This window comes from Neisseria sp. CCUG12390, assembly GCF_047837985.1.
GTDB lineage: Bacteria > Pseudomonadota > Gammaproteobacteria > Burkholderiales > Neisseriaceae > Neisseria.
The window spans coordinates 1,079,608-1,095,919 of record NZ_CP181244.1 but is presented as its reverse complement, the minus strand read 5'-3'; the positions used below and the strand labels follow the sequence as shown (position 1 = coordinate 1,095,919).

General features: G+C 51.1%; 17 protein-coding genes. 12 read left to right on the top strand and 5 right to left on the bottom strand.

What is annotated here, in order from left to right:
* Nucleotides 1-160 precede the first annotated feature (160 nt).
* The 5 genes from mltB to rpsF form a co-directional block, all read right to left on the bottom strand.
* Nucleotides 161-1,243, bottom strand: coding sequence for a lytic murein transglycosylase B (gene mltB, locus ACM67E_RS05150; protein ID WP_416192540.1), 1,083 nt, complete (start codon nt 1,241-1,243; stop codon nt 161-163).
* A 300-nt stretch (nt 1,244-1,543) separates the two neighbouring features.
* On the bottom strand, nt 1,544-1,996 hold the full coding sequence (gene rplI, locus ACM67E_RS05145) for a 50S ribosomal protein L9 (RefSeq protein WP_416192539.1): 453 nt from the start codon (nt 1,994-1,996) through the stop codon (nt 1,544-1,546).
* A 14-nt stretch (nt 1,997-2,010) separates the two neighbouring features.
* Nucleotides 2,011-2,241 carry a 30S ribosomal protein S18 gene (rpsR, locus tag ACM67E_RS05140; protein ID WP_054599043.1) on the bottom strand — a complete coding sequence of 77 codons (231 nt, stop codon included), beginning with the start codon at nt 2,239-2,241 and terminating at the stop codon, nt 2,011-2,013.
* A gap of 6 nt (nt 2,242-2,247) precedes the next feature.
* Nucleotides 2,248-2,544: a primosomal replication protein N gene (gene priB, locus ACM67E_RS05135; protein WP_416192538.1), complete on the bottom strand. Its 297-nt coding sequence runs from the start codon at nt 2,542-2,544 to the stop codon at nt 2,248-2,250.
* Between the two features lie 2 nt (nt 2,545-2,546).
* On the bottom strand, nt 2,547-2,918 hold the full coding sequence (rpsF, locus tag ACM67E_RS05130; protein ID WP_095502627.1) for a 30S ribosomal protein S6: 372 nt from the start codon (nt 2,916-2,918) through the stop codon (nt 2,547-2,549).
* Between the two features lie 264 nt (nt 2,919-3,182).
* On the opposite strand from rpsF, the gene pstS reads away from it, so the two are divergent.
* The 12 genes from pstS to ACM67E_RS05070 all read left to right on the top strand — a co-directional run bounded on the left by pstS (nt 3,183) and on the right by ACM67E_RS05070 (nt 16,274).
* Nucleotides 3,183-4,316: a phosphate ABC transporter substrate-binding protein PstS gene (pstS, locus tag ACM67E_RS05125; RefSeq protein ID WP_416192537.1), complete on the top strand. Its 1,134-nt coding sequence runs from the start codon at nt 3,183-3,185 to the stop codon at nt 4,314-4,316.
* A 119-nt stretch (nt 4,317-4,435) separates the two neighbouring features.
* Nucleotides 4,436-5,395 (top strand): phosphate ABC transporter permease subunit PstC, encoded by a 960-nt coding sequence (pstC, locus tag ACM67E_RS05120; protein ID WP_416192536.1) that lies wholly within the window; start codon nt 4,436-4,438, stop codon nt 5,393-5,395.
* Nucleotides 5,392-6,234, top strand: a complete 843-nt coding sequence (gene pstA, locus ACM67E_RS05115; RefSeq protein WP_416192535.1) for a phosphate ABC transporter permease PstA — start codon at nt 5,392-5,394, stop codon at nt 6,232-6,234. Before pstC ends, pstA begins: the two co-directional genes overlap by 4 nt.
* 71 nt (nt 6,235-6,305) lie before the next feature.
* On the top strand, nt 6,306-7,061 hold the full coding sequence (pstB, locus tag ACM67E_RS05110; RefSeq protein WP_416192534.1) for a phosphate ABC transporter ATP-binding protein PstB: 756 nt from the start codon (nt 6,306-6,308) through the stop codon (nt 7,059-7,061).
* A gap of 152 nt (nt 7,062-7,213) precedes the next feature.
* The gene (gene phoB / locus ACM67E_RS05105) at nt 7,214-7,909 is read left to right on the top strand and encodes a phosphate regulon transcriptional regulator PhoB (protein WP_416192533.1); all 696 of its coding nucleotides are present in this window, start codon (nt 7,214-7,216) and stop codon (nt 7,907-7,909) included.
* Nucleotides 7,902-9,212, top strand: coding sequence for a phosphate regulon sensor histidine kinase PhoR (gene phoR / locus ACM67E_RS05100; RefSeq protein WP_416192532.1), 1,311 nt, complete (start codon nt 7,902-7,904; stop codon nt 9,210-9,212). The genes phoB and phoR overlap by 8 nt, the downstream gene beginning before the upstream one ends.
* 395 nt (nt 9,213-9,607) lie before the next feature.
* Nucleotides 9,608-11,056, top strand: coding sequence for an Asp-tRNA(Asn)/Glu-tRNA(Gln) amidotransferase subunit GatA (gatA, locus tag ACM67E_RS05095; protein WP_416192531.1), 1,449 nt, complete (start codon nt 9,608-9,610; stop codon nt 11,054-11,056).
* Nucleotides 11,057-11,150: 94 nt separating this feature from the next.
* Nucleotides 11,151-13,094, top strand: a complete 1,944-nt coding sequence (locus ACM67E_RS05090) for a 3'-5' exonuclease (protein ID WP_416192530.1) — start codon at nt 11,151-11,153, stop codon at nt 13,092-13,094.
* A 96-nt stretch (nt 13,095-13,190) separates the two neighbouring features.
* A complete protein-coding gene (locus ACM67E_RS05085) occupies nt 13,191-13,364 on the top strand; it encodes a hypothetical protein (protein ID WP_198344801.1) in 174 nt (57 codons plus the stop codon).
* Nucleotides 13,351-13,947, top strand: a complete 597-nt coding sequence (locus ACM67E_RS05080) for a zeta toxin family protein (RefSeq protein ID WP_416192529.1) — start codon at nt 13,351-13,353, stop codon at nt 13,945-13,947. The genes ACM67E_RS05085 and ACM67E_RS05080 overlap by 14 nt, the downstream gene beginning before the upstream one ends.
* A gap of 26 nt (nt 13,948-13,973) precedes the next feature.
* Nucleotides 13,974-15,404 carry an Asp-tRNA(Asn)/Glu-tRNA(Gln) amidotransferase subunit GatB gene (gatB, locus tag ACM67E_RS05075; RefSeq protein ID WP_416192528.1) on the top strand — a complete coding sequence of 477 codons (1,431 nt, stop codon included), beginning with the start codon at nt 13,974-13,976 and terminating at the stop codon, nt 15,402-15,404.
* 582 nt (nt 15,405-15,986) lie between these two features.
* On the top strand, nt 15,987-16,274 hold the full coding sequence (locus ACM67E_RS05070) for a helix-turn-helix domain-containing protein (protein ID WP_416192527.1): 288 nt from the start codon (nt 15,987-15,989) through the stop codon (nt 16,272-16,274).
* Nucleotides 16,275-16,312 lie beyond the last annotated feature (38 nt).

Here is a 16,312-nt window from a genome sequence, read left to right as displayed (position 1 = left end):
AGTAATGATGAGGCCGTCTGAAAACAAAAATCTTTCAGACGGCCTGTTGAAAGATGGTGCATTTTAACATTTTTGCCGGATAAACGTGCAAATGCGCTGTCTGCGGCGAAACAAAAGCCACTTTGTTACAGGCACAAAGTGGCTTTCGCCATGGACTGAATCACAAACCGGCGGCCCCGACCGCATTGGCAATGTCGCGCACAGCGGTGACATACATGCGGCTGTTGTTGTATTTCCAGACGCTGTAGAAATTATTCAGCCCCAGATAGTATTCGTACACACCCGGACTGGTTTCCAAACGGTACAACACCGCTTTTTCATTGTCGGCCACATGCGTTTGCGGCACGACGCCCAAGGCTTTGAAATCGGCTACGGTACGGGTCAGCGCGGTTTTCTCATCGATAATCGCCTGCAAATGCGGCGTAATCGTCAGGCTGACCGGCACCACCATCTTACCGCCGGTCTGCCAACCGTGTTCCTTCATATAATTGGCAACCGAAGCGGCCACATCGCCGATGTTGTTCCAAATATCGCGACGTCCGTCGCCGTCATAATCCACCGCCCATTTGCGGAAACTCGACGGCATAAACTGCGGCATCCCCATCGCACCGGCATAGCTGCCCTTAAAGTCGAAAACGTCGCGGTTTTCTTCTTCCGCCATCAGCAGCAATTCGCTCAGTTCATTTTGGAAAAACTCGGCACGGCGCGGATAATCGAATGCCAGGGTACTTAAGGCATCGGCCACACGGAAGCTGCCGGTATTGCGGCCGTAATTGGTTTCAATGCCGATAATCGCCACAATCAGTTCGGCCGGTACGCCGTATTTTCGTGCCACATCATCGATAACGGCACGGTTGGCAGCATAAAACCGGCGGCCGTTACTGAATTTTGACTCTCCCGAATTACCGGTGCGGAATTCATACCACGGACGGGATGTACCCGGGCGGTACATAATGGTGATGATGTTGCCTTTGTACACCACGCCGTCAAAGAAATTCTGTAATTCAGCCGCCTTCAGACGGCCTTGGGCAGCTTCGTAACGGATAAAATTCTGCACATTGGGATTGGCGTTAAACCCGCTGCTGGCCACCGATTCCGCAGCCGCATCAAAGGTCGGCCGCTTTTCCGCCTGGTTAATCGGCTTTAATGGTTTGACCTCACCCGAGGTGCCCTGCTTGGAAGTGCTGCATGCAGCCAGAGCCGCAACAACCGCAACAGAAAGGAATACGAGAGACTTTTTCATAAGATGTCCGTGAATGTGATGAAGGGCTTGAGTGTAACAAAATTAGACTTTCAGATAAACCCTTTAATATTAGTCGTTTGAAATAAAAATAAGAAGGCGGCCGTGTACACCCGGTACATAAGGAAGCCGGCAACGCTGTATGATTTTTTCAAACGGCTATAAAAGAGAAACATTTCAACCTGCCGTCAGGCCGTCTGAAATACGTTATGGTTCAGTATGTAAAACCGGTTGCACTTGCTTTATCCGACAAAAAGGCCGTCTGAAATTCAGACGGCCTTTTCAATCACGATTGACCAATGATTATTCGGCAGCAGGAACCACCACAACATTGATTTTCGCAACAGCGTCAGTGTGCAGAGCCACTTCAACTTCGTATTCACCAACGGCTTTCAATGGGCCGTCAGGCAGACGTACGTTGGCTTTGGCAGCTTCAACGCCTGAAGCAACGATGGCTTCGGCGATGTCTGCATTGGTTACGGAACCGAACAGACGGCCGTCAACACCGGCTTTTTGCGCGATGGTAACAGTCTGGCCGTCCAATTTTTCTTGACGTGCTTTAGCATCGGCCAAGATTTCGGCTTGTTTGGCTTCCAATTCGGCACGGCGTGCTTCGAATTCTTTCATATTGGCTTCGGTAGCGCGTTTTGCTTTACCACTAGGAATCAGGAAGTTACGGGCATAACCGTTTTTCACGGTCACGATGTCGCCCAAATTACCCAAACCGCCGATTTTTTCTAACAGAATAATTTGCATGTTCTAAGCTCCAATTATTTGTGTTGATCGGTGTAAGGCAACAGAGCCAGGAAACGTGCACGTTTCACAGCAACCGCCAATTGACGTTGGTAGTGTGCTTTAGTACCGGTGATGCGGGCAGGGATGATTTTGCCGTTTTCGGAAATGAAGTCTTTCAACAAATCAACTTGTTTGTAATCAACTTCCTGGATTTTTTCAGCCGTAAAGCGGCAGAATTTTCTACGTTTGAATGATTGACGAGCCATTGTCGTTTAACCTTTATATTCTTTAATGTTCTGTATGCGGAGTATCGGTCGCGGGAAGCGTTGGCTGCGTTGCGCTAAAAAGCCTTCTGCTTCAACCATCATATCCTGCCGATACTGCCATTCTTCAGCGTGCTTACCTAATATCCGCGCAGGCATTTCGAATTTGACCAGACATTTTTGTCCGTTTTCCTCCTGCCATGATTCGTGTTTGAGCAACACATCCAATACAGGAATGCCTGCCGGCGTGTACCTCAGCGTACCGATTTCAGCCAGCCGGGCGGTAAGGCGGATAAGATTGTCCAATCTTACTCGGCTGCCGCAACTTCTTCAGCCGCACCGTTCAGCAAGTTTTTGGTTTTCTCGCCGCCCATCATCACAGACGGTTCGGTAACAGCGTTTTTGGTTTTGATGGTCAGATGACGCAATACGGCATCATTGAAGCGGAAAGCGGTTTCCAGCTCGGCCACGACTTCAGGCGTGGTTTCTACGTTCATCAAAACATAGTGTGCTTTGTGGATTTTGTTGATTGGGTAAGCCAGTTGGCGGCGGCCCCAGTCTTCCAAACGGTGAATGGTACCGTTGGCTTCGGTAATCATGGCTTTGTAACGTTCAACCATCGCAGGCACTTGCTCGCTTTGATCAGGATGAACGATAAACACGATCTCGTAATGACGCATGTTATCTCCTTATGGATTAATAAACAGCCTTCCGCCATGCGAAAAGCAGAAGGCAAGGTTGAAAAACACGCCATTATAACGTTTATGGGTTTCATGTACAAGCTGTTCATGGCTTTAAATCCCGGCAAGCGGCAGATTCTGTATCATTTCAGAACGGTGTATCCGTTTGTAACACTTACTGCGGTGTGTCATGAAGTTGTAATACTGTCAGGATAAACTGGCCGCGTTATCCAAACACCCCCAATCCTAATAAGGACACTTGAAATGAAAAAATCTGCTTTCGTGGTAAGTATCGCAACGGTTTTAGCATTGGCTGCCTGTGGCGGCGAATCTAAAGCACCTGAAGCTCCTAAGGCCGGTACGGCCGCAACGGCAAGCGAAGCGCCTAAAGCGGCCGACGGCCAACAGCAGCCGGTCGGCCTGGACGTGACCGGTGCAGGCGCATCGTTTCCGCAACCGGTTTATGTGCAATGGGCAAATGCTTTCCAACAGGCAACGGGCAACCGCATCAACTACCAATCCATCGGTTCTTCCGGCGGCGTGAAACAGATTACGGCGAAAACGGTTGATTTCGGCGCCAGCGATTCGCCTTTGGATGCGGAAAAACTGGAAAAAGACGGTTTGGTTCAATTCCCTACCGTCATCGGCGGCGTAGTTCCTGTCGTGAACGTTGACGGCGTAGCGGCCGGCCAATTGAAACTGACCGGCGAAGTATTGGCCGAAATCTATTTGGGCACCATTACCAAATGGAACGACCCGAAAATCCAGGAATTGAATTCCGACGTCAAACTGCCTGATGCCAACATTACCACCGTATTCCGTTCGGACGGCTCGGGCACCAGCTTCATCTTCACCACTTACTTAAGCCAAGTATCCGCAGGCTGGAAAGACCAAGTCGGTGCGGCCAATACCGTGAAATGGCCGACAGCTGCCAGCGGCGTGGCCGGTAAAGGCAACGAAGGCGTGGCGAACTATGTTTCGCGCGTGGCCAACTCTATCGGCTATGTCGAGTATGCCTATGCGAAGCAGAACAATATGTCGCACATTCAATTGAAAAACGCGGCCGGCAATTTCGTGCAGCCTTCGCAAGAAACCTTCGCCGCCGCTTCCAAAGTGGATTGGAAAAGCGTAAAGGGTTTCAGTTTGGTGCTGACCAACCAGCCTGATGCGAACGCATGGCCTCTGGCTGCCGCGACCTTCATCCTGATGCACAAGAAAAACGCGGATCCGGCGAAAGCGAAAGCAGCGTTGCAATTCTTTGACTGGGCCTACACCAGCGGTGACGATGCAGCCCGTCAGCTGGATTACGTACCTTTGCCTACCGAAGTGAAAGACTTGGTACGCCAGGAATGGGCCAACATCCAAGATGAAAACGGTCAGGCGGTTTTCACTAAATAACGCATGAACAAGGCCGTCTGAAAATGAAAATGTGAGTGTGGCATCCCACGTTTTTTCAGACGGCCTATTTGTATCGATATGCGTTATCCGGCCTCATCCAATCCGTAAAAGGCACACTCATGCAAACCTCTTCCGCACAGAAACTCAAACGCCAGCAGTATCTCGATACGCTGTTTGTCGGCTCGACGCGTTTTTTTGCCATCCTGGTTTTGGCCAGTTTGGGCGGCATCCTGCTCTCTCTGGTTTTGGGCGCGATGCCGAGTATCGAAAAATTCGGTTTCAGCTTTTTTACTTCTTCAAACTGGGATGCCGTTGCCGGCGAATACGGTGCACTGGCTCCGATTTACGGCACCATCATCACATCCGGCATTGCGCTGCTGATTGCCGTTCCGGTGAGTTTCGGCATCGCCGTTTTCCTGACGGAACTCTGCCCCGTTTGGCTGCGCAAGCCTTTGGGCATTTGCGTGGAATTGTTGGCCGGTATTCCTTCGATTATTTACGGCATGTGGGGTTTATTTGTGTTCGCTCCGTTTTTTGCCGAACACTTCCAACCGTTTTTTATTGAATATTTCGGCGCAATTCCGGTAATCGGTTCATTGTTCCAAGGCGCACCGATGGGCATCGGCATTTTCACCGCCTCGCTGATTCTGGCAATTATGATTATCCCCTTTATCGCCTCGGTCATGCGCGATGTGTTTGAAATCACGCCGCAGCCCTTGAAAGAAGCGGCTTACGGCTTGGGCAGCACGCAATGGGAAGTCATCCGCAACGTGGTTTTGCCCTACACCAAAGCCGGCGTCATCGGCGGCATTATCTTGGGTTTGGGACGCGCTTTGGGCGAAACGATGGCGGTAACTTTCGTGATCGGCAATACCTTCAACATCAGCCCGAGCCTGTTTAACTCCGGCGTATCGATTACTTCGGCTCTGGCCAACGAGTTTGCCGAAGCGGTTGACCCGATTCATTTATCGTCGCTGCTCTACTTAGGTCTGATTCTGTTCTTCATCACCTTTGTGGTTTTGTGTTTCGCTAAAGTATTGTTGCTCAGACTGCAGCAGTCCGAAGGGAGAAAATCATGAGCAACAGCATTTACCGGCGCCGCCTGTGGCAAAACCGCCTTTATCTCGGCATAGCCTATGTCACCATGGCTTTCGGCCTTTTCTGGCTGGCGTGGATTTTCTATACCTTGCTTATTAACGGCTTCAACGGCTTATCCACCACCCTGTTTACGCTCGACACACCGCCGCCGGGCATGGAAGGCGGCTTGCGCAACGCCATTTTGGGCAGCTTTATGATTACCCTGTTCGGCCTGCTGGTCGGCACGCCGATCGGTCTGATGTGCGGCATTTACTTGGCGGAATTCGGCCAAAACAGCAAACTGGCGCAAGCCACGCGCTTTATGAACGACATTCTGCTTTCCGCGCCATCTATCGTCATCGGTTTGTTTATCTATGAGCTGGTTGTCGTGAAACAAGGCCACTTTTCCGGCTGGGCCGGCTCGCTGGCTTTGTCGCTGCTGGTGATTCCGGTCGTGGTGCGCACAACCGAAAACATGCTGAAACTGGTGCCGAACAGCCTGCGTGAAGCCGCGTTTGCCCTCGGCGCGCCGAAATGGAAGCTGGTGACGATGGTGACGCTGAAATCCGCCAAAGCAGGCGTATTGACCGGCATTATCCTCGCTTTTGCCCGCATTACCGGCGAAACCGCCCCGCTCTTGTTTACCGCGATGAACAACCAGTTTTTCAGCACCAACATGAACCAGCCGATTGCCAACCTGCCCAACGTGATTTACCAGTTTGCCATGAGTCCTTATGAAGACTGGCATCAACTGGCATGGGCTGCCGCATTGCTGATTGCCGTGACTGTATTGGCTGCCAACATTTTGGCACGCTATTTAGGGGCGGCTAAAAAATCGTAAGGCGGCATTTTACGGCACCCCTTGCCTGCGCCGCCTGCCGTCCTGACAAACCATCCGCCCAAGGAAACCAAATGAACGCCAAAATCGTGACGAAAGACTTCAACTTTTATTATGGCTCGTTCCATGCGTTGAAAAACATCAATTTAGAAATTCCGGAAAAACAGGTGACCGCCTTCATCGGCCCGTCGGGCTGCGGCAAATCCACCCTGCTGCGCGCGCTCAACCGCATGCACGACCTCTACCCCGGCAACCGTGGGGAAGGCGAAGTTTTGCTCGACGGCCGCAACATCTTCGATAAAAACGTCGATTTGAACCTACTCCGCGCCAAAGTCGGCATGGTGTTCCAAAAACCGACGCCGTTTCCGATGTCGATTTACGATAACATCGCGTTCGGGGTAAAACTGTATGAAAAACTCAGTCGCAGCGAGTTGGACGACCGTGTAGAATGGGCATTGAACAAATCGGCTTTGTGGGGCGAAGTAAAAGACAAGCTCAAGCAAAGCGGCAATTCCTTATCGGGCGGCCAGCAGCAGCGTTTGTGCATCGCCCGCGCGATTGCCACCAAACCGGAAGTTTTGCTGCTCGACGAACCGACATCCGCGCTCGATCCGATCTCGACCGCCTACATCGAAGAACTGGTCACCGAGTTGAAACACGACTACACCATCGCCATCGTGACGCACAACATGCAGCAGGCCGCCCGCGTTTCCGACATCACGGCTTATATGTATTTGGGCGAGATGGTTGAAGTGGGCGATACCAAAACCATCTTTACCAAGCCCTCCAAAAAGGAAACCGAAGACTACATCACCGGCAAGTTCGGCTGACCGGAAACCGTATCCGCCCCTTGCCCTTGTAGGCCGTCTGAAAACGGGAGTGAATTTTTCAGACGGCCTGACGAAAACAATGTTGCATCACGTTGCCATGCCGTCACAAGGCCGTCTGAAACCTGAGCGCAACCCAAACGAGAGAGAAAAACATGTCCGCCTATATCCTGATTGTAGAAGACGAGCCTGCGATTGCCACCCTGATCCGTTTCAACCTCGAAGCCGCCGGTTACCGCGTCGCCACCGCCGAGCGCGTGAGCGAAGCCGAAAAGCTGCTGAAAAACGAATTGCCCGACCTTATCCTGATGGACTATATGCTGCCCGACGTTTCCGGCGTCGAATACATCCAACAACTGCGCGGCCAAACCCGTACGCAAAACCTGCCCATCATCATGCTCACCGCCCGCAGCGAAGAGAGCGACAAAGAACTCGGCCTGAACATCGGTGCCGACGACTACATCACCAAACCTTTTTCCCCGCGCGAACTCATCGCCCGCATCAACGCCCTGCTGCGCCGCATCGCCCCGCAGAAAAGCAAACAGATTTTGGAAGTTTTCGGTATCCGCCTCGATGCGGAAAACCGCAAAGTCAGCACCACCGACGGCATCGAACTGCAGCTCAACCCGAGCGAATTCAAAATCCTGCACTTTTTCATGGCACACCCCAACCGCCTTTACAGCCGCAGCCAACTGCTCGACATGATTTGGGGCGACCACGTCTTCATCGAAGAGCGCACCGTTGACGTACACATCCGCCGTTTGCGCCAAGGCCTGGAAAAAGCCCGACTCGCCCACCTGGTCCAAACCGTCCGCGGCGGCGGCTACCGTTTCGGCAACGACAATGAATAAACTTACCTATCTGATTCCCTCCATTCTCGGCATTCTGTTTGCCGCAGCCGCCGGACTGTTCTTTCAGGGCGTGTCCGGCGCGCTTATTGCCGCCTTCGCTACGCTCAGCTTCATCACCTTATTGCACATCCGGCAGATGTACAAGCTGCTCGACTGGCTGAAAAATCCGGAGCCGGAATCGATACCCTTCGCCAGCGGTATTTGGGACGAAGTATTCGCCACCCTGCTCAAACAAAGCCGCAACCGCCGCAAACAAAAGCGCAAACTGAGAAACGCGCTGATGCGGTTCAACCGTGCCGCCGAAGCCCTGCCCACCGGCGTCATGATTTTGGACAAAGAAATGCGCATCGAATGGCAAAACCGCCTTTCCGCCACCCATTTCAACCTCAACCGCGAACGCGACCGCAACGGCATCCTGCTCAACCTCATCCGCCTGCCGGAATTCCATGCTTTTATGGAACAAAGCGAACAAAAGCAAATCCGCTTGGCGATTCCGCAAAACCACCCGATTCCGCGCACGCTGCTGATTACCCGCTGCCCGTTTGAAAAAAACACCCAAATGATCATCAGCCAAGACGTCAGCACCATCGAACAGGTTCAGGCCAGCCACACCAGCTTTGTCGCCAACGTCTCGCACGAATTGCGCACACCGCTGACCGTCATCAACGGCTTTTTGGAAACCATGCGCGACATGCCCGACCTGCCCGACGAGCAGCGGCAGCAATTCATTCAGCTGATGCAGAAAGAAGGCAGCCGCATGCTTGATTTGCTCAATGACTTGCTGACGCTCTCCAAACTGGAAAGCCAGCATCACCAAGAGCAAAACAAAGACCTCATCAGCCTGAGCCTTTTGAGCCGGCAACTGTTTGAAAGCACCAAAACCTTTTCAGACGGCCATCACGAAATTACCGAACAAATCGAACCGGAATTACAGATACTAGGCATTCAACCCATGCTGTACAGCGCATTGAGCAACATCGCCTTCAACGCCGTGCGCTATACGCCGCCGGGCGGCAAAGTCCATATTTCCCTGCGAAAAGAGGGGGAGCACCACGCCCGCTTCAGCGTCAGCGACACCGGCACCGGCATCGCCCCCGAACACATCCCGCGACTGACCGAACGCTTCTACCGCGTCGATACCAGCCGCTCCCGCCAAAGCGGCGGCACCGGTTTGGGCTTAGCCATCGCCAAACATGCTTTGGCCGAACACGATACGAAAATCGAAGTGGAAAGCGAACCGGGTCAAGGCAGTACGTTTTCCGTATTGTTTAAGTTGGCAGACGAAGCCGTATCTAAAATCTAAACAATACATTCGGCCAAAGGCCGTCTGAAAACCAAACCACACCTTTCCAAACCGGATGCCGCCGACTTGGAAAGGTGTCATTTTTTATGAACAATCGATTGGATTTGAAAATCCCGCAACACCGCAGCCAAACCGCAGGAGAAACAATGAAAGAACATGTACCTGCGGCAAAATCAGACACAAATTCGCATTCAGCGGTGTGCATTCAGCAAGAATTTCGGTAAGATATTAAAACTTCAGACCGACAAAAAACTGCGACTGTTTCATCCGAGCCTAATGCCGGAATTTACCCATTAAACCAAACTACCGCCGATTTCCCAAACCCGCTGCCTGATTCGCCTCAAGGCAGCCTGAAATTTTTAACCGTCTCAAAATTTTAATAAACAGAGAACAATATGCCCGTTTACACGTTGAAACAAAGTTCCGAGTTATTGCAAACCAAGCAAACCTCCGCCGTCGAACTCGCGCAGGAATACCTTGCCGCCATCGACGCCCAAAACCCTGCCCTCAACGGCTACATCACCTTAGACAAAGACCTGACTCTGGCCGAAGCCCGCGCCGCCGACGAGCGCATCGCGCAGGGCAAAGGCGGCCTGCTCACGGGTGTACCCGTCGCCTACAAAGACATTTTCTGCCAAACCGGCTGGCGCACCGCCTGTTCGTCCAAAATGCTCGATAACTTCACCGCGCCCTACACCGCCACCGTCGTGCAAAACCTGCTCGACGCAGGCATGGTAACGCTCGGCCGCACCAATATGGACGAATTCGCCATGGGTTCCACCAACGAAACCTCGTTCTACGGCGCGACCAAAAACCCGTGGAACCTTGAACGCGTACCCGGCGGCTCGTCGGGCGGTTCCGCAGCCGTCGTCGCCGCGCGCCTCGCACCCGCCGCGCTCGGTTCCGACACCGGCGGCTCCATCCGCCAGCCCGCCTCGCATTGCGGCATCACCGGCATCAAACCCACCTACGGCACCGTGTCCCGCTTCGGCATGGTCGCCTACGCTTCCAGCTTCGACCAAGCCGGTCCGATGGCGCAAACCGCCGAAGACTGTGCGATTTTGTTGAACGCCATGGCCGGTTTCGACGAACGCGACTCCACCAGCCTCGAGCGCGAAAAAGAAGACTATACCCGCGACCTGAACAGCCCGCTCAAAGGCCTGAAAATCGGCCTGCCCAAAGAATACTTCACCGCCAGCAACAGCGCCGACGTTCAGACGGCCTTGGAAAACGCCAAAGCCCTGTTGCAGGCGCAAGGTGCCGAATTGGTAGAAGTTTCCCTGCCGCAAACCGAACTGTCCATCCCCGCCTACTACGTCCTCGCCTCCGCCGAAGCCAGCACCAACCTCTCGCGCTACGACGGCGTGCGCTACGGCCACCGCGCGGAAAAATTCGGCGACTTGGATGAAATGTATGCCAACACCCGCGCCGAAGGCTTCGGCAGCGAAGTCAAACGCCGCATCATGATCGGCACCTATGTACTCAGCCACGGATATTACGACGCTTATTACCTGAAAGCCCAAAAACTGCGCCGCCTCGTCGCCAACGATTTTCAGACGGCCTTCGCCCGATGCGACCTGATACTCGCCCCCACCGCCCCCACAGCCGCGCCGAAACTCGGCGAACTGAACCACGACCCCGTGCAGGCCTACCTGTCCGACATCTACACCATCGCCGTCAACCTCGCCGGCCTCCCCGCCCTGACCCTGCCCGCAGGCTTCAGTTCAGACGGCCTGCCCATCGGCGTGCAGCTCATCGGCAACTATTTCAGCGAAGCCAGGATTTTAGGCGCGGCGCATCAGATGCAGTTGGAGAGCGGTTGGCATGTCAAATCGCCAGTGTAAAAGGAAAGGCCGTCTGAAACCGACAAATGCCTGTCTGAAAAAGTTTTCAGACGGCATTAATTTCTAGATCAATAAATTTTATATAAAAATAATTATGGCTAAATTTGTGCCCGAACTTACTCAATCTGTTTTAAATAACATGGCAACCGCAGGGGAACGAAAAGTTGCTAAGTTCTTACAGGAATATTTGGATGACGACTGTATCGTTTGGTGCAATGTACCGACGGGGAAGAAAAGGTTGTATGCCGATTTTCTGGTATTGATTCCGAACAAAGGTTTGCTGTGCCTGGAAGTGAAAGATTGGCATCTGCGTATTCTGCGCCGAATGAATAAAACCACGTGTGATTTGGAAATAGACGGCATTCTGAAAACTGAAAAACACCCTTTGGAACAGGCACGCGGGTATGTTCAACACATTATGCATTTGTTGTCTGCCGAAAAACGTCTTCAACATCAGGATGGTGATTATCAAGGCCGTCTGATGGTACCTTACGGACAAGGGGTTGTCTTTACACAGTTTTCCCATGCTGAAATCAGTAGTATAACCAAAGACAGTTCGCGCTTGGATATATTGATGCCGCGCACAAATACTCTGTATAAAGATGATTTGAAAAGCGGGCAGGATAAAGAGCTGGTTAGGATGCGGCTGGCGGCCATGTTTCCTTATGATTTTGGCTGTAGATTAAATCAGGAGCAAGTCAATTTAATCCGTTGGCATCTTTTTCCTGAAATTCGCTTGAATTTTCCCGAACAGCAAGAATTATTTGATGAGTCGGAACCCAAAAACAATCCGGAAACATTATCAGAAACCACAGAAGCACCTTCTCTGCCCAAACCCATTTCGGCGCCCGATATCATCAAAATTATGGATATCCAGCAAGAACAGCTTGCCCGGAGCATGGGCGGCGGGCACCGTGTTATCCACGGGGTGGCTGGCTCCGGAAAAACCTTGATTTTGACCATGCGCTGCGAACATTTGGCCAAGCAATGCGACAAACCTGTTTTGGTATTGTGTTACAACATCGTGTTGGCTGCAAAGTTGAGAAGCATCATTGAACATAAAGGATTGGCAGATAAAGTCAGGGTACATCATTTTCATGAGTGGTGCGGTTATTTATGCAAAACCTATGATTTGGCCGTTGCTGAAAAGTACAGAAAATTACCGTATTACGAGCAAACTCTGATAACGGTGCTAACGGCCATGTATGAAAATAGGCTGCCCGAAAATCTCTATGATGCGGTATTGATAGACGAAGGGCATGATTTTACCGATCCTGATTGGCTGCGGTTGGCAACCTATGTTTTGGATAAAAACAGTAATCATCTGTTGTTACTTTATGACGATGCCCAAGCAATTTATAAAAACGGTAAAAATCTCGGTTTCAGTTTGGCAAGCGTCGGAATCAAGGCGCAAGGACGGACTACCGTTTTACGTTTGAATTATCGGAACACCAAAGAAATCATCGGTTTTGCTTATCTATTTGCGCAAAACAAAATGCAGCCGCGCGAAAGCACTGATGAAGACCAAATTCCCTTGGTTGAGCCGGAAGCGGCAGGTGTAAATGGCATTTCACCCTATATCCGCCAATGTGCATCATGGCAGGATGAATTGGATTTTCTAGAAGGCCGTCTGAAAAAATGGCTGGAACAAGATGGCATTCCTTTGTCTGATATCGCCATCATTTGTTATAAGAAAGAACAATGCGATGATGTTTGCGCATTATTGAAACGCAAAAATATCAATCATATTGCCCTTCAGCAAAGTCATAACCGTAAAAAATATCGTCCTGACGAGGAAGCTGTAACCGTTTGTACGATGCACAGTAGCAAAGGATTAGAATTTCAAAGGGTTATGTTGATGGGTATACATGCATTGGAACATAAAAACCAAAGGCAAGAAATAGAAAATACCAGATTGCTGTATGTTGCCATGACTCGCGCGCAATCCTATTTAATGATTACACTTTCAGGAAACAATCTTTACGGTAAACGTTTACAGGAAAGTTATCAGATATTTAAGCAAAACTACGGTTTATAGAAATGCGGCAGGTAATAAAAAATGATGGCTCAACGTGAGTTTATGTGCGTCTGAGAAATTTTCCAGACGGCCTGAAGTTGGAGAAAGGAACGAAAAATGACCAAACGCGAAGAATTGCTGGAGCAGCAACGGCGACTGCATGTCATCTTTGAAGCGTGGATGAATGATAAAAAGCAACGCGAAGTGCTGACCTTTGAGCGTGAAAACGGTGATTTGGTTGAGCATTATCCGAATGGGGAAGAAAAAGTTATCCGTTATGCCGCACAATAATTTAGCCGTTTTTTATTGCGGCACGAACGGAGCGGGAAAGTCGACGCTTCGTTCGTTTAATCAAGATACGGTGCAAATCGTGATTGATTCCGATAACATCGCGGCGCAAATCAATCCTTCTGCGCCGAGACAGGCAGATTTTGAAGCCGGCAGAGAAGCTGTAAAATTGTTTCGGTTCGCTATAAATAACCGGATTTCTTTTTCTATGGAATCCACTTTATCGGGAAATTCCATTTTGCAGCGTATTCAGACGGCAAAGATACAAGGCTTTTATGTCCGGCTGAATTATGTGGCGGTAAACCACGTTAGCATCAATTTGGCCCGTGTCGCGGCGAGGGTGAAGTCGGGAGGTCATCCTATTGATGAAAACACTATCCGCCAACGCTATAAGGTCAGCCAAGCACATCTTTTAGAAGCTTTGCCGTTTTGCGATGAAGTTTTGGTTTACGATAATTCCACAGATAAACCGCATATGATTTTTTTCTTAAATGCAAAAAATCTGTTTCTCCTTACAGAAAAATTGCCTGAATGGTGCCGTAATCTGCAACAAGAATTACACCGATTAGGCTATATATCCGTTTAACAGTTTATTGTTTTGAAAGACCCCCTATGACCTGGGAAACCGTAATCGGACTGGAAATCCATGTCCAACTGAACACCAAATCCAAAATTTTCAGCGGTGCTTCCACCGCTTTCGGTGCCGAGCCGAACGCGCATGCTAGTGTGGTGGAATGTGCTTTGCCGGGCGTATTGCCGGTAATGAACCGCGAAGTGGTTGAAAAAGCGGTGAAACTCGGTTTGGCGATGAATGCCAAAATCAATCAGAAAAACGTGTTCGACCGCAAAAACTATTTTTACCCCGACCTGCCGAAAGGCTATCAAATCAGCCAGTTGGCTCTGCCGATTGTGGAGCACGGCAAGCTGGAAATCGTGGTGGGCGACGAGGTGAAAACCATCAACGTTACCCGCGCGCACATGGAAGAGGATGCGGGCAAATCGGTGCACGAGGGATTGGACGGTGCGACGGGCATCGACCTGAACCGTGCGGGTACGCCGCTGTTGGAAGTGGTGTCCGAGCCGGAATTGCGTTCCGCCGCCGAAGCGGTGGCCTATGCCAAAGCCCTGCACGGTTTGGTTACCTGGCTGGACATTTGCGACGGCAATATGGCCGAGGGTTCGTTCCGCATCGATGCGAACGTGTCGGTGCGCCCCAAAGGCCAATCTGAATTCGGCACGCGCCGCGAGATTAAGAATTTGAATTCGTTCCGCTTTTTGGAGCAGGCGATTAATTACGAAGTGGAAAGCCAGATTGAAATTCTGGAAGACGGCGGCAAGGTGCAGCAGGCGACCATGCTGTTCGACCCCGACAAGGGAGAAACCCGTGTGATGCGCCTGAAGGAAGACGCGCACGACTACCGCTACTTCCCCGACCCCGACCTGCTGCCCGTGATTATTTCAGACGGCCAGTTGCAGAAAGCCAAAGACGAAATGCCCGAACTGCCGTCTGAAATGGCGCAGCGTTTCGTGGCCGACTACGGCGTGAGCGACTACGATGCGCGCCTGCTGACCGCCAGCCGCGTTCAGGCCGCTTTCTTTGAAGACGCGGCCAAAGCCAGCGGACAGGGTAAACTGGTGGCAAACTGGATGAACGGCGAACTGGCCGCCACGCTAAACAAAGAAGGCTTAGGCCTGTCTGAAAGCCCGATTACCGCGCCGCGCCTGGCCGAACTGGTGGGCAAAATTTCAGACGGCACCCTGAGCAGCAAGCTGGCGAAAAAAGCCTTCGAAGCCATGTGGGCCGAACCCGAAGCGGGCATCGCCGAGATTATCGAGAAACACGGCTTGGTGCAGATTACCGACACCGGCGCGATTGAGGCGATGGTGGACGAGGTGCTGGCCAACAACGCCAAAGCGGTGGAGCAGTTCAAAGCCGGCAACGAAAAAGCCCTGAACGCGATTGTCGGCCAGGTGATGAAAGCCAGCAAAGGCAAGGCCAATCCGGGGCAGGTGCAGGAGTTGGTGAAGGCGAAGATTGGTTAATCCGTCTAGGCTCTGACCAATGCCACATAACAGGCCGCCTGAAAACCGCGAACAGAATGATGTGTTTTTCAGACGGCCTGAAGTACCTGTAACATTCGAATCAGATAATTTTTAGACTCCTCCCAAACCAACAATGCTGACATTCCCGGTTTTATAAAAATGAAATATGGTTTGAAACTTTTATACGCCCCGGCGGAACAAATCATCCCGTTACCGGGGACAGGCCTGATAATGGGGATGATATTTTCTTTGAAAACACTCTTTTATCAATAAGCCGAACCACCGATTCTGACCCGGTAAGGATGGGGGCAAGGTTCACGAAACCGCGGATTTTTAATTGACGGAAATCAGGGTGAAATTGATTTGAATCAAAACCTAAAAATCGTTTTCATTTATAATTCACTCATCGAATTCAGGTAGCGGCTGATTTAAGCCGAAACCGTTTGCTTTCATTACCTTTTATCTCTTTCCTCTTGATGTGTGTGTGTTTGGGTGTGGCCAAGTTTGCCACCCCTTTTTTTTGGCTTTTATTCTACGCCAAGGTGAATTAAAATCCGTGGTAACAAACACAAAGGATAAACCGTGAGTAATAAATTAACCCTACCGAAAGAGCTGCCCGACGAAAAGGATTTGCGTGCCGTGCTTGCGTACAATATGCGCCTGTTCCGTGTAAATAAAGGCTGGTCGCAAGAAGAGCTTGCCCGCCAATGCGGTCTTGACCGTACTTACGTTTCCGCTGTCGAACGCAAACGCTGGAATATTGCTCTGTCGAACATCGAAAAAATGGCAGCGGCCTTAGGTGTCTCTGCTTACCAACTGTTGCTGCCTCCGCAACAACTGTTGAATTTAATGGCAGATAAGCCGCAATAGGCCGATACTTTCACAAACTCCCAATCGAACCTGACGTT

Excerpts from the sequence above, each read along its gene's own strand:
- mltB (WP_416192540.1), bottom strand. The coding sequence starts at position 1,243 with ATGAAAAAGTCTCTCGTATTCCTTTCTGTTGCGGTTGTTGCGGCTCTG.
- rplI (WP_416192539.1), bottom strand. The coding sequence starts at position 1,996 with ATGCAAATTATTCTGTTAGAAAAAATCGGCGGTTTGGGTAATTTGGGC.
- rpsR (WP_054599043.1), bottom strand. The coding sequence starts at position 2,241 with ATGGCTCGTCAATCATTCAAACGTAGAAAATTCTGCCGCTTTACGGCT.
- rpsF (WP_095502627.1), bottom strand. The coding sequence starts at position 2,918 with ATGCGTCATTACGAGATCGTGTTTATCGTTCATCCTGATCAAAGCGAG.
- pstS (WP_416192537.1), top strand. The coding sequence starts at position 3,183 with ATGAAAAAATCTGCTTTCGTGGTAAGTATCGCAACGGTTTTAGCATTG.
- pstC (WP_416192536.1), top strand. The coding sequence starts at position 4,436 with ATGCAAACCTCTTCCGCACAGAAACTCAAACGCCAGCAGTATCTCGAT.
- pstA (WP_416192535.1), top strand. The coding sequence starts at position 5,392 with ATGAGCAACAGCATTTACCGGCGCCGCCTGTGGCAAAACCGCCTTTAT.
- pstB (WP_416192534.1), top strand. The coding sequence starts at position 6,306 with ATGAACGCCAAAATCGTGACGAAAGACTTCAACTTTTATTATGGCTCG.
- phoB (WP_416192533.1), top strand. The coding sequence starts at position 7,214 with ATGTCCGCCTATATCCTGATTGTAGAAGACGAGCCTGCGATTGCCACC.
- phoR (WP_416192532.1), top strand. The coding sequence starts at position 7,902 with ATGAATAAACTTACCTATCTGATTCCCTCCATTCTCGGCATTCTGTTT.
- gatA (WP_416192531.1), top strand. The coding sequence starts at position 9,608 with ATGCCCGTTTACACGTTGAAACAAAGTTCCGAGTTATTGCAAACCAAG.
- ACM67E_RS05090 (WP_416192530.1), top strand. The coding sequence starts at position 11,151 with ATGGCTAAATTTGTGCCCGAACTTACTCAATCTGTTTTAAATAACATG.
- ACM67E_RS05085 (WP_198344801.1), top strand. The coding sequence starts at position 13,191 with ATGACCAAACGCGAAGAATTGCTGGAGCAGCAACGGCGACTGCATGTC.
- ACM67E_RS05080 (WP_416192529.1), top strand. The coding sequence starts at position 13,351 with ATGCCGCACAATAATTTAGCCGTTTTTTATTGCGGCACGAACGGAGCG.
- gatB (WP_416192528.1), top strand. The coding sequence starts at position 13,974 with ATGACCTGGGAAACCGTAATCGGACTGGAAATCCATGTCCAACTGAAC.